We start from the raw sequence: 13,753 nt of genomic DNA on the forward strand, positions 1-13,753 counted from the left end.
ATGATAGGAAAAAAATTAAAATGCTGTTAATTTATTATAACGTATTGAGGATTGCTTGTAAATGATTGGAACGAATGTATGGTTATGCGGAAAAGAAGGTCGCACCCCAATAAATGGACAAGGTTTATATGTGTCATTATGGTATAATAAAATCAAGAACACAAGTGTTGATGCTCCATTATTTTACTGAAAATATGAAATGATCTAGCTAGATACAAGATTTCTGCCTCTTCCCTCAAACAATGTCAATTGGTTTTTATTGGATCATCAACACACCTGAGTCAAGAAAGGTATGTAGCCATGATAAATGAAGAAAGAGAGGCGAGACAATGAACCTTCGTCTTGTAAAGGCCGGGTATTTTATGGGAATCGGGCTGATGATGGCTTCTGTTATTTATTTTTTTGCTGCTAATTGGCAAGGATTTGATCGATTGGAAAAGATAGTAGTAAGTATAGGGGTTATGTGTTTATTGTATGGCATCAGTATTTTGTTGGCTTATGTCATGAATCGCCACGATTTTTTGAGCCAATGGCTGTTTGTGGCAGGAGCCATTGGATTTGGGGTTTCTGTTGCGCTGATAGGACAAATTTATAATTCACATGCGGATAGCTTTTGGCTTTTCTTCATTTGGTTTATACCAAGTGCTGTATTTGCGCTCATCACTCGTTATGAGCCCTTTCGCGTCTTAAGTGCTGTGCTGCTGCAACTAACCTTTTGGTTTTATTATTTTCCGTCCTCTTATCAGACTGAAAGAGATCAGTGGGTATCCTTTTTATTTCTGCTTGTGTTTGCAGCTGTGAATGGAGCTGTTTTTTTTCTCCACCGTTCTTCTTTTGTTTCCTATCTTTTGTATGTGGCCATGCAAGGATGGTTGTTCTTGATTGTCGGATCCGGTTTGACTGAAGGCAGCTTTACGTGGTGGCCTTATGTGTATTCATTGCTTTTGCTCGTGTTTCTTTATTATTTTTTCGCGATTGTTAAGCATCGCTCCTATGTCCTTATCACAAGTTTATTTGCAGGAGGATTTTTGATTGTCCAATATTTCCGATTTGTGGCCCGGCATTTTCAAGAAGGTGTTTTGCTTGCAGGTCTGCTGTTGGCGGCGGGGATTGTTTATGGAAGTCTGTTTTTGCTGAAAAGGTTAAGAAATTGGGCAATGGAAGAAAACGCTGGAACCACTTTTTTAGCTGTGTTTCAGGCTATTGTCACAGCCGTTGCTTCCATTATTGCCATTTCAAGTATTATGGGCCTTTTTTCGCTTTGGACCCATCATTTCTCGTCAAATCTATTATTTGCTTTATCCGTCGGAGCGTTTGTTTTGCCAGGGATGCTTATGCAAAGCTGGAATGATGTAGTTCGCTGCACGCTGCTTGCGATCGGTTATGGAGTTGGTGTGATTGCATCCATGGATATTTCCATTTGGATTGTCACAACCTATTTTCTGGTCCTGCTTGTTGGATACTTTAAATCAGAAAAAACGGGGATTAAGCTCCTTACTCATGTAGCATTATCTGCTTTCGGAATGCTCATTGTCGAAGAATGGAGCGACAAGCTGCGCCTTGCTCTTTTATTCGTTGTCCTGTTGAATGCGTTTTTATATATGGCATCCCACCAGCGGAAGCATACTCAGCGTTTGTCTCTCTTTATAGGCATGGGGTCTCTTTTATTATTAACAAGTATGGATTTTTTTGCTCTTGATCTTTGGGTGGTATTGGCGAATCTTTTATTGATATTCATCACAGCAGGATGGATCGCTTTTCAATCGAAGCAACAGGAGCCCATTGGATTAGGGATTGCTTGGTTTTATTTGTGGCTATTTCTTGTTTTAAAATATTACGAATTTGCATGGAGCCTTCTCGACAAAGCCATAAGTCTGTTGATTTTTGGAATTCTCGTGCTGGCAGGTACAATATTTTTAGAAAAAAAGAAACATCTTCTGCCAAACGAACAAGTAAGTTGGGTTCGCAGCAAATGGATTCCTTTGCTTATGATCATCGCGCTGCAAATCGTTTTTATCGGCTATACCGTATTTGATAAAGAAAGGCTTTTGCGAAATGGAGAAGTGGTAAAGCTGGAGCTCATGCCGATGGATCCGCGCTCTTTACTCCAGGGTGATTATGTTCGCCTGCGCTATGAAATTTCGCAGATTCAAGGAATGAGCGGGAACGGAAAGGTTCAACTCATTTTGCAAAAAGATGAGGCAGGAGTTTACCGCTTTGCACGCGTATATGTTATGAACGGGAAAAAGGATTTGTCGTATATCCGGAAAAAGGGCGAAGTCATCATCAATGGGAAGTGGCAAGGAGATACGATCATTTATGGAATTGAATCCTTTTTTGTTCCAGAAAAAACAGGAATAGAACTGCAGCAGCGAGCTCGTTACGCCTATGTCCGAGTAAGTCAAGCGGGCGATGCTTTGCTAGAGAGTGTTAGTGACCGTTAAAAGCGTTCGGGAAACCCCGAATGTTTTTTTCTTACCACTTATTTGACGATGTAATGAGGAGAAAGGAGGAAAGAGTTTATCGTACCCTCTATGCGGATTTAACGACATCGGAAGGATGGAACACATCATTTTGGAGAGCTGCAATCGGGAGGAAAACATGCTGGTTTTCGTTATGCCAAAGCGTGACAGAGTGCCGGACAGCAGACCAATAAGGGCGTCTGTGAGCCGTATTGTTTGGTTCGCCCGACCGCAGAAAAACGTTCTCAACTTCATATCCAAACAAATGTTAAACGATCGAATTCAGATTGCCGACAAATGCTTTCAATCATAGGCACTAGTCTAGCTCGTCTGCGCATGCACTTTTTTATTTGATTTGTGCTCCTTGTCTGGCAAGCATTTTTAACACATTCACCGAGAAGTCTCCCACCTCTAAGCGAAGTGTAGGTGGGAGAGGTTGATGTCAGCTTGCTGTGAAATAATGCTTAAAACCGTTATAGCCATACAACATTTGATATCGTTTGTACAAACGTGAATGAAAGGGAGAAAGAAGTATGAAATGGTTGTATATTTTATTATCTTTAGTAGGTGGAATGCTAGCAGGGCTTCAAGCGCCGATCAACGGAAGCCTTGGAAAGAAAATAGGGAGTCTGGAAGGAGCCTTTACTTCCTTTTTTGTCGGTACCTTATTTTTAACGTTTGTCGCTTTATTTTTTGGCAAAGGACAGTTGGTGCAGTTGCTTCAAGTTCCCAAATGGAATTTATTAGGAGGTTTATTAGGGGCCGTTTTTGTGACGATTACGATTATTTCCGTTCCAAAAGTAGGGGCAGCAGCTGCTATTTTGGCTGCTATCGTTGGACAACTTGTTATTAGTATGGTCATTGATCATTTTGGTTTATTTGGCGTACCTAAAATTCCGATGAATATGAATCGGCTTTTTGGGCTATTGTTTATGCTAGCCGCTCTCTTTTTTATTTATCGCGGCAATGCAGCATCGTAAAAGGAATCAAATGGACATGTTGAATAATGAACAAACTTCTTTATTTAACAAAATGTATAATGAAAAGCTTAACGCTATCAAGTAAAATATGTTTAAATATTTTAATTTTTCTGTTAATAACAAAAAGATTCTGGGTTTAACCCAATCATAAGGAATGAAATATAGGTATGTCTCATAGATTATAAGGCAGAGCTCATCCACCGCTTTTCTCATGCTAAAAAGTACAGATGGACATGTACGATTGACGCCATGGTTAGAAAAGCGTTTCTTTTTTCGCTAGGCTAATTTGGAAACTTGAGCATGAAGACAGCCATAGCCTCGTTTGCCGTAGCAAAGGAGTGAACACAAATCCAGTTGTTTTACTGAAAGAAGGGCGAAGTCGCTCAATAGATTTCTATATCTAGGAATCTTGTATGTAGCCTTAGCAAAGGCAAATAATAAACAGTGGAGATCTAGCAGCGCTCCTAGATAGGCAGACATTGTTTTTTGAAGGGATTAGGGTTTTAGCTCTATTCCCTTTTTTAAAATAAAAAATGATAAGGAGGCTGTGTGCCATGAATCAATCCTCATTCGATTTATCGAAAAACTTTCAAGAAGCCGCGTCTGGATTGACCCAGCGGGAGGCGATTGAGGAAGCGAATCGCTGCTTATATTGCTACGATGCTCCCTGTATTCAGGCTTGCCCGACAGGAATTGATATTCCTGCCTTCATCAAAAAGATTGCATCAGGGAATCTGAAAGGGGCAGCAAAGACTATTATGCTGTCAAATCCTGTAGGCGCAAGCTGCGCGAGAGTATGTCCGACAGAGGAGCTATGCGAAGGAGCCTGTGTTCTGAACCATTCGACAAAGCCGATTATGATCGGAAACTTGCAGCGGTATGCGACAGATTGGGCCATACAAAATGACGAACCGCTATTTCAAGTAGGAAGAACAAACGGTAGGGCGGTAGCGGTCGTTGGTGGCGGACCAGCAGGATTGTCAGCAGCTAGGGAGCTGGCGCTTATGGGGTACAGTGTGACGATCTTTGAAGCAGAAAAGGAAGCCGGTGGGTTAAATACGTATGGGATTGTTTCATTCCGTCTTCCGCAGCGCGTGCCATTGTGGGAAGTTCACCAAGTCAAGCGTTTAGGTGTGGACATTCGGACGAATACAAAGGTAGGAAAAGATATAACCGCAAACGAAATTTTAGAAAGCTATGATGCGGTTGTTTTGGCTGCGGGGATGGGGACAGTTCCGATGCTGGGGATTGAAGGAGAGGATTTAGAAGGGGTGTATGACGCGATTGAACTCATTAAAGAAACGAAAACCAAGCCGTTAACGGATCGGTTGGTAGGGAAAAAGGTTGTTGTCATTGGTGCCGGAAATACAGCGATTGACGGGGCGACATGTTCGGTACGGCTAGGGGCGGAAAACGTAAAGATTTTATATCGCCGTACAAAGGAAGAGATGACAGCTTATGATTTTGAATACGAATTTGCCAAACAGGAAGGAGTCGAGTTTCGTTGGCTGACGGCTCCTAAACGAATCATCGGCGATGAGAAAGGAAGAGTCACTCATATCGAATGCATCCGCATGCAATTAGGGGAGCCGGATCAAGATGGGCGGCGGCGTCCGGTTCCGATTGAAGGATCGGAATTTATCATGCAGGTAGATGCCGTGATTAAGGCGATTGGCCAGATGCGGCACCTGGAGCTACTCACGGAGTTTGGATTAGAGCACGATGCTGGAGTTGTTCGGATTCGTCAGGGAAGCTACCAAACCTCGCATCCAAAAATATTTGCTTGCGGCGATATCGTTTTCGGCAAAGGACAAGGTGAAGCGATGGTAGTCACAGCTGCGCAGCAAGGAAAAGAGGCTGCTTATGCGATTCATCAATATTTAGAAAAGCACATAAGCGAGACGGCTTAAATGAAGGGGGAATACAACAATGGCCGACTTAAGCATGAATTTAGCGGGGATCAAGTCTCCTAACCCGTTCTGGTTGGCGTCTGCGCCGCCGACGAACTCGGGATACCAGGTGCAACGAGCATTTGAAGCCGGATGGGGCGGAGCCGTTTGGAAAACACTTGGCGAACCGATTTTAAATGTATCGTCGCGGTTTGCAGCCATCAGCTTCAACGGTCAACGGATCGCGGGGTTTAATAACATTGAATTGATTACGGATCGTCCGCTTGAGGTGAACTTAAAGGAAATTTATGAAACAAAAAAACGATTTCCTAACCATGCCATTATCGCTTCTCTTATGGTCGAGCCAAAAAGGGAAAAATGGCATGAAATTGTGAAAAGAGTACAGGATGTGGGAGTGGATGGATTTGAATTAAACTTCGGCTGTCCGCACGGAATGGCGGAACGCGGAATGGGATCAGCATCGGGGCAGGTACCAGAGTTAGTAGAAAAGCAGACATATTGGGTCAAAGAGGTCGCGGAAAAACCGGTTATTGTCAAATTAACCCCTAATATTACGGATATTACAGCAACAGCGGAGGCCGCTGTTCAAGGAGGAGCTGACGCCATCAGCATGATCAATACAATCAACAGCTTAATGGGGGTCGATTTGGATACGTGGCATACCATTCCGCATGTCGCAGGGAAAGGGGCGCATGGCGGTTATTGCGGTCCAGCAGTGAAGCCGATCGCCCTAAATATGGTAGCTGAATGTGCTCGCCACCCGCGAATTAATGTGCCAATTTCCGGAATGGGCGGGGTATCGAGCTGGAAGGAAGCCGTAGAATTTATGCTGATGGGAGCAACGGGAGTGCAAGTGTGCACGGCGGTGATGCATCATGGCTTCCGCATTATCGAGGACATGGTGGAAGGGCTCCAGCATTATCTTGACAGCAAAGGGATTGCTTCGGTAATGGATCTTGTCGGCAAAGCCGTTCACCGATATTCGGATTGGGGCAATCTTGATTTGAACTATAAAGTAGCTGCCCGTATTAACACCGATGTGTGCATTAATTGTAATAAATGCTATATCGCTTGTGAAGATGCATCCCACCAATGCATCGATCGCCTTGCTGACGCCACTGGCCGTGAGTATTTAAAAGTGCGGGAGGAAGATTGTGTAGGATGCAATTTATGTTCGCTTGTCTGTCCTGTTGACGGCGCGATTGATATGGTCGAACTTCCAAGGGAGTGCCCGCCGATGACATGGAACGAACGCCAAGCGGCGATCAGTGCATTAACAGTTTCCAATGCGGAAGCCAAGTAAAGAACACAAGGAGGAAATATTTTTATGAAAAAGCTGATAAAAAATGGAACGATTGTAACGGCAGCGGATGTTTATCATGCAGATGTGCTAATTGAAGATGGAAAAATTGCGGCGATTGGCGAACATGTAAGTCCGCATGATGCTGAAATCATTGATGCAAAAGGTTGCTATGTTTTTCCGGGAGGAATTGATCCGCATACTCATTTAGATATGCCGTTTGGCGGGACAGTGACAAAGGATGATTTTCAATCGGGAACGATTGCCGCGGCATTTGGCGGAACAACGACGGTGATTGACTTTTGTTTAACGAATAAAGGGGAGCCGCTGGCGAAGGCCATTGAAACCTGGCACAACAAAGCGAAAGGCAAAGCCGTCATTGATTATGGCTTCCATTTGATGATTAGCGAAATCAATGATGATGTATTAAGCGAATTGCCAAAGGTGATCGAAGAAGAGGGGATTACATCTTTTAAAGTATTTATGGCCTACAAAAACGTGTTCCAAGCAGACGACGGCACTTTGTACAGAACGCTTTCTGCCGCCAAACAGCTTGGCGCTCTCGTCATGGTCCATGCCGAAAATGGAGATGTGATTGATTATTTAACAAAGCAAGCGCTCGCTGAAGGCCACACAGAGCCCATTTATCATGCGCTTACTCGGCCCCCGGAATTGGAAGGAGAAGCGACAGGCCGCGCTTGTCAGCTGACGCAGCTGGCCGACTCGCAGCTTTATGTTGTCCATGTGTCTTGTGCACAAGCAGTCGAAAAAATCGCCGAAGCGCGCAATAAAGGATTAAATGTGTGGGGGGAAACATGTCCACAATATTTGGTGCTAGACCAGTCATATTTAGAAAAACCGAACTTTGAGGGGGCTAAATATGTATGGTCACCGCCGCTTCGAGAAAAATGGCATCAAGAAGTGTTATGGAATGCCTTAAAAAATGGACAACTGCAAACCTTGGGATCCGATCAATGCTCATTTGATTTTAAAGGACAGAAGGAACTGGGAAGAGACGACTTTACGAAAATACCAAACGGAGGTCCCATCATTGAAGATCGACTCAGCATTTTATTTAGTGAAGGTGTAAAGAAAGGACGAATCACCCTCAACCAGTTTGTCGACATTACATCGACGAGAATCGCGAAGCTGTTTGGATTATTTCCGAAAAAAGGAACGATCGCTGTTGGCTCTGACGCCGACTTGGTCATTTTTGATCCGAATGTGGAACGGGTGATTTCCGCTGAAACTCATCATATGGCCGTTGACTATAACCCGTTTGAAGGAATGAAAGTGGCAGGAGAGCCAATATCAGTGCTTTCAAGAGGTGAGTTTGTTGTACGGGACAAAGTCTTTGTCGGGAAACCAGGCTATGGCCAATATTTAAAACGGGAGAAGTATGGAAAATACACCGTTCTAAACGAAAACAAGAAATTAACTATTTAATAGAATAGACCACAAGAGAGAGGACTTACGGTCCTGCTGTTTGGCTAGATGGTAGATATAAAGGAGGAGATACGGTGTCTTATCAAGAGTTTCTGGTGGAGCGCGAGCGAATGGATGCATTGCTTCGTCGAGGGTATGTGATCAAGCGTGTTCATGAAAATTTAAGCGGCGCGTTTATAGAATTTGCGCTGCCAACTCCGGCTGCTTCTGAGTCAAAACAGCCTTTGCAAACATTGCACATTCAAACGGCCGACGCCAGAAAATATGTTTCTTCTTTGCTGATTCAGCAAATGAAGCGATCGTCCTAATGAGCTTTTGACAGCCAAGGAGAGAAGCAGTCTTTCCAAATCTTTATGACAATCAGCGAAAAGGCGAAAGGTAGACAAAGTCATTTTGACTTTGTCTACCTTTATTTTTGCATCTAGTTATTTAGTTTTTCTTACTAGAGGGGATATCATGTTTTCTTGCGCTGTTTCTTCTTACTCGAATCGTCCGATGGAAAGGCGAATGGTATAAAATAAAATGGATTTTAAAGGAGAAGGCAAAGGTATCGAGATCCAATACTCTATGTTCGTACTGTGGATACCAAAGCAAAGATGTTAAGAATCTCAATCTTCGTGAATGGATAGGCCCATCTTACAGAACACATCACGCTAGAGATTTAAACGCAAGCAAAAACATTCCATAAAGAAGGATTTCGATTGTTGTCTTGTTTGGACAATGAAACCGTAGGAACTATGGGGATCGCCTACTAATTCTCCTTTCATAAGAAGTGGAAGCGCAGGAATCAAAGCAAAAGTGGGAGTGGTTCAAAGGCAGCCATTACACGATGTACATATCTGAGATTTGCATGAATAAAAAGGAGGAATCGATTTGTTTGCGGTGAATAATTATTTAGTGTGATGGGACAATCTCCGTTGATAGAGGAGGGGAAGGAGTGCACGAGCATTTTCAATTTACTGTTTTGGACGTATTAAACAGAAAGCACTTTGAGCATACTCAAGTCATTGCAGGACATCAAGGATTGCACCGGACGGTCAAATGGGTACATGTGGTGGAAGTGACGAAGATTCATAAACTATTAAATGGAAAAGAACTTATTTTATCTACGGGTGTAGGATGGAAAGAAAATGGAGAGTTATTCCTTTCCTTTGTGGAGCAATTGATTGAAAGCGACGCCTCCGGGTTATGCATCGAAATCGGAACCTACACGTCATCCATCCCGCCAGAAGTGATTCAGCTAGCGAACGAGCACCACTTTCCAATCATCCTTTTTTTGAAAGAAGTTCCATTCGTTGAAATTACTCAAGATATCCACGCCTATTTGATTAATCAACACTATCAAATGATCTCCAACTTAGAAGCTTATTCCCAGCAGTTAAATCAAAAACTTTTATTTATTGAGCATTACAATGAAATTTTAAAATATTTGCATCGGTATTTAGGTCATCAAATTCTCTTTCGCATGCATGGCAAGGAAGTTGAATTTGTTCCGGAGTGCTGTGAAGCAAAAAAACAGCTATGGCTCAAACAAGTGGCTCAGCCAACGAAAAAAGCGGCCTCCCAGTCGATCCAGCTTTTTAGCCATGAATATGCGGAGCTGTCGATGATTTCTACAGACCGGGATATTAGCGAGTTTGACTTGCTGATTTTAGATCGAACGGCGACGGCGCTCGCCCAGTATTTGCTGCGCGATTTATATGTTGAAGAGAAGAAAAGAGCAAGGGAGCAAGAATGGCTAAAAGGGTGGCTGGAGGGCGAACATAGCGTACAAATGATTTTGGATTATTTAGCTGACCATGATGTTGAGCTAAAGCCAAAAGGCGGCTGTGTCTGTATTTGTAAATTTAAATCATTAAAGCAGCATTCCGCTTTTGATATGACTTATTTCAAGTTGCTCTTTCGCACGATGCTGGAACAGCAGGGGTTCCAATCCTTCCCGATTGAGATGCGCGGCAGCATCGTGTTTATTTTAGTGGATAAACGAAGCGGGAAAACATGGAAGCAGCGGATGCAAGCGGGAATTCAACGCTTGATGGACTCCGAATTTGCCAATATGAAAAACATGCCGTGCTTTTTTTTTAGTGTCGGAAAATTCGCGGAAAGCCTTGCACTTATTCATAAAAGCTATCAAACCGCTCTTGAAACAAGCAAAATCCAGCAGCAGCTTTCTCAAAAAACAAAAAGCTGTTTTTATGAAGATTTACATTTAGCTAGAATTATTTCTCTTATCCACAAGGACGGTGATCTGCATGAAATGATGATGGAATATCTGGAGCCGGTGATTCAATATGACAAAAAGTATAATGGCAAGCTGATGGAAACATTAAAAGTTTATTTGGCCTGCAATGGTTCGAAAAAAGAAACGGCCAAACGTTTATATGTCGTCAGACAAACGCTTTATCATCGCATTCAAAAGCTAGAATCGCTACTAGGAGCTGATTTTATGAATCCTGAGAAGCGGCTTGCTATCGAGTTTATGATTCAGGCCTATGAATATTTGGCAGCCGGCAATGAATGAAAAACTCTCCTGAAACAGCAGGAGAGTTTTTCATTTTGCGTCATAAAGTCTAAGTAGTTGTCATATTGTGGAATGGGAACGAACGCACTTTTTACATTATGTCTAATGAATGCGTCAACGAACTAAGCGATAATGGAAATGAATGACGAGTGTTGATGATCCGCTCTTTTATTTAAGGAAGCAGGAAGTCCAGCCGCTAAGCGACCGCAACGAATCTTTTGGTTCATCAACGCGGCGATCAATGAATATTTCGCACCATCAATCAATAGGAGGGAACGCCATGGCTTTGGTTAGAAACGAAACCGCTGTTTTAAAAAATTTCATTAATGGAAAGTGGGTAGATTCGAGCGGAGCGGAAACGCTGGAAGTACCGAATCCGGCGACAGGGGAAGTGCTGGCTAGAGTTCCGATTTCTACAAAAGAAGATGTGGAGCGTGCCGTACAAGCGGCGAAAAAGGCGTTTGCTTCATGGAAGAACACTCCTGTTCCAAAACGGGCGCGCATCATGTTTAAGTTCCACCATTTGTTGACGGAGCATCATGAAGAATTGGCAAGGCTGATCGTGCAAGAGAACGGAAAAGCATATAAAGAAGCGTATGGCGAGGTTCAACGCGGAATTGAATGCGTCGAGTTTGCCGCGGGGGCTCCGACTTTAATAATGGGCGAGACGCTTGCAGAAATTGCGGAAGACATTGATTCGGAAATGCTTCGCTATCCGTTAGGAGTTGTCGGGGGAATTACACCGTTCAATTTTCCGATGATGGTACCGCTTTGGATGTTTCCATTGGCGATTGCCTGCGGAAATACATTTGTGCTAAAGCCTTCCGAGCGCACGCCCATTTTAGCGAATAAATTAGCCGAGTTATTTACGCAAGCCGGTGCGCCAGAAGGGGTTTTAAATATTGTGCACGGCGCCCACGATGTGGTCAACGCGCTGATTGCCCATGAAGATATTCGGGCTATTTCCTTTGTCGGTTCCCAGCCTGTAGCCAAATATGTGTATGAGCAATCGGCTGCAAGAGGCAAACGCGTACAGGCTCTTTCCGGGGCGAAAAACCACCATATTGTGATGCCCGATGCCAATGTTGAGCTTGCTGCGCAGCATATCATCAACTCCGCTTTCGGAAGTGCAGGCCAGCGCTGCATGGCGTGCAGTGCCGTCGTGGTGGTAGGAGAGAATGAACGGTTTGTCCAAACGTTAAAAAAGCAAGCGGATGAACTGGTGATCGGCAATGGAATGGATGAGGACGTGTTGCTGACCCCGGTCATTCGCCAATCACATCGGGAGAAAGTGCTTGGTTACATCGAAAAAGGAGTGGAAGAAGGCGCTGTGCTGATTCGCGACGGACGAAAAGAAATGGCGGAGCTTTCGGAAGGGAATTTCCTCGGGCCAACGATTTTTGATCATGTAACGCCAACAATGACAATTGCCAAAGAAGAAATTTTTGCCCCTGTCCTTAGCTTGCTGCGCGCGGCTGATTTAGATAAAGCGCTTGAATATATCCGCCAATCCCGCTATGGAAATGGAGCGACCATTTATACAAAGGATGCAAAAGCCGTCCGTCAATTTCGCGAAGAAGCAGATGCCGGAATGTTAGGAATTAATGTCGGTGTGCCAGCGACGATGGCCTTTTTCCCATTTTCAGGATGGAAGGATTCATTTTATGGCGATCTTCATGTCAACGGAAAAGATGGTGTAAATTTCTATACACGAAAAAAAATGATAACCTCCCGATTTGATTTTTAATTTTCACAGAAGGAAGGGAACAGAATGGTTCAAACAGATCAAAGTCAACATTTATTGGAAAAAGATGGTCGATATATATGGCATGCCATGAAGCCGTACAATCCTAAATCAACATTGATTGTCGAGGAAGCAAAGGGATGCTGGGTAACCGATCATACCGGAAAAAAATATTTAGATGCCATGGCTGGGCTTTGGTGCGTCAATGTCGGTTACGGTCGCGAGGAGTTAGCAGAGGCCGCTTATGAGCAGCTAAAGAAGCTTGCTTATTTTCCGCTGACGCAAAGCCATGCACCGGCAGTTGAACTGGGAGAGAAATTGAACGAGCTGCTAGGAGACGAATATGTCATTTTCTTCTCTAACAGCGGCTCCGAGGCTAATGAAACCGCCTTTAAAATGGCCCGGCAATATCATCAGCAAAAAGGAGAGCATAGCCGCTATAAAATTATTTCCCGTTATCGGGCGTATCATGGAAACTCGATGGGAGCACTCGCGGCTACTGGACAGGCGCAGCGCAAATATAAATACGAACCTTTGGCACCGGGCTTTATTCATGTCGCTCCTCCCGATTGCTACCGCGATAACGAGACAGCGGAAAATCCGCGCAATTTAAAATCCGTTCAAGCGATTGATCAAGTGATGACATGGGAATTAAGTGAAACCATCGCCGCGGTCATCATGGAACCGATGATCACAGGCGGGGGAGTGCTCATTCCGCCGGATGGCTATATGAAAGCGGTGAAGGAAGTGTGTGAAAAGCACGGAGCTTTGCTGATTGTCGATGAAGTGATATGCGGGTTCGGCCGAACAGGCAAACCGTTTGGCTTTATGCATGATGGAGTGAAACCGGATATCATCACCATGGCGAAAGGAATTACAAGCGCTTACTTGCCGCTATCGGCCACTGCAGTCCGCAAAGAAATTTATGAGGCATTCAAAGGGGAAGAGGAATATGATTATTTCCGTCATATAAATACGTTTGGCGGAAATCCGGCCGCATGCGCCCTTGCCTTAAAAAATTTAGAAATTATGGAAAAAGAGCGTTTGTTTGACCGGTCCCGCGAAGCTGGCGAACAGCTGTTGAATGAGTTGAAGCATAAACTGCAAAACCATCCTTATGTCGGCGACGTTCGCGGCAGGGGCTTGCTGATTGGGATCGAGCTGGTGAAAGATAAAGCTACAAAAGAGCCGCTGGATGTGTCGCTTGTCAATCAAGCCATCAATATTTGCAAAAACAACGGCTTGTTGATTGGCAAAAACGGTGTGACGGTAGCTGGCTTTAATAATGTGTTAACATTGTCGCCTCCTTTGACGATTGAAAGCGAGGATGCTGCCTTTTTAGTGCAAACATTGACGGGAGCGCTTGAAGAAATAAAGTAGTATATTTATA

9 protein-coding genes and 1 pseudogene are annotated in these 13,753 nt (G+C 43.9%); all 10 read left to right on the forward strand.

Annotation, left to right across the window (positions count from 1 at the left end; all coding sequences use genetic code 11):
- The first annotated feature begins 329 nt into the window (after positions 1-329).
- The 10 genes and pseudogenes from GRQ40_RS07805 (at position 330) to GRQ40_RS07850 (ending at position 13,743) form a co-directional block, all read left to right on the forward strand.
- A complete protein-coding gene (locus tag GRQ40_RS07805) occupies positions 330-2,444 on the forward strand; it encodes a GDYXXLXY domain-containing protein (RefSeq protein ID WP_066147536.1) in 2,115 nt (704 codons plus the stop codon).
- A 551-nt stretch (positions 2,445-2,995) separates the two neighbouring features.
- Positions 2,996-3,442: a DMT family transporter gene (locus GRQ40_RS07810; protein WP_066147538.1), complete on the forward strand. Its 447-nt coding sequence runs from the start codon at positions 2,996-2,998 to the stop codon at positions 3,440-3,442.
- A gap of 554 nt (positions 3,443-3,996) precedes the next feature.
- Positions 3,997-5,352 (forward strand): NAD(P)-dependent oxidoreductase, encoded by a 1,356-nt coding sequence (locus GRQ40_RS07815; protein WP_159719681.1) that lies wholly within the window; start codon positions 3,997-3,999, stop codon positions 5,350-5,352.
- Between the two features lie 19 nt (positions 5,353-5,371).
- Positions 5,372-6,655, forward strand: coding sequence for an NAD-dependent dihydropyrimidine dehydrogenase subunit PreA (preA, locus tag GRQ40_RS07820; RefSeq protein ID WP_044745445.1), 1,284 nt, complete (start codon positions 5,372-5,374; stop codon positions 6,653-6,655).
- A 24-nt stretch (positions 6,656-6,679) separates the two neighbouring features.
- Positions 6,680-8,098 carry a dihydropyrimidinase gene (gene hydA / locus GRQ40_RS07825; protein ID WP_159719682.1) on the forward strand — a complete coding sequence of 473 codons (1,419 nt, stop codon included), beginning with the start codon at positions 6,680-6,682 and terminating at the stop codon, positions 8,096-8,098.
- Between the two features lie 74 nt (positions 8,099-8,172).
- The gene (locus tag GRQ40_RS07830) at positions 8,173-8,406 is read left to right on the forward strand and encodes a hypothetical protein (RefSeq protein ID WP_159719683.1); all 234 of its coding nucleotides are present in this window, start codon (positions 8,173-8,175) and stop codon (positions 8,404-8,406) included.
- A 203-nt stretch (positions 8,407-8,609) separates the two neighbouring features.
- Positions 8,610-8,853: pseudogene (locus GRQ40_RS07835) on the forward strand (zinc ribbon domain-containing protein); the annotation flags it as partial.
- Positions 8,854-9,035: 182 nt separating this feature from the next.
- On the forward strand, positions 9,036-10,619 hold the full coding sequence (locus GRQ40_RS07840) for a PucR family transcriptional regulator (RefSeq protein ID WP_159719684.1): 1,584 nt from the start codon (positions 9,036-9,038) through the stop codon (positions 10,617-10,619).
- A 280-nt stretch (positions 10,620-10,899) separates the two neighbouring features.
- The gene (locus GRQ40_RS07845; RefSeq protein WP_159719685.1) at positions 10,900-12,366 is read left to right on the forward strand and encodes a CoA-acylating methylmalonate-semialdehyde dehydrogenase; all 1,467 of its coding nucleotides are present in this window, start codon (positions 10,900-10,902) and stop codon (positions 12,364-12,366) included.
- 24 nt (positions 12,367-12,390) lie between these two features.
- Positions 12,391-13,743, forward strand: coding sequence for an aspartate aminotransferase family protein (locus GRQ40_RS07850; protein ID WP_080861702.1), 1,353 nt, complete (start codon positions 12,391-12,393; stop codon positions 13,741-13,743).
- The last annotated feature ends 10 nt before the right edge of the window (positions 13,744-13,753 follow it).

This window comes from Anoxybacillus sp. PDR2, from assembly GCF_009834045.1.
Taxonomy (GTDB): domain Bacteria; phylum Bacillota; class Bacilli; order Bacillales; family Anoxybacillaceae; genus Anoxybacteroides; species Anoxybacteroides rupiense.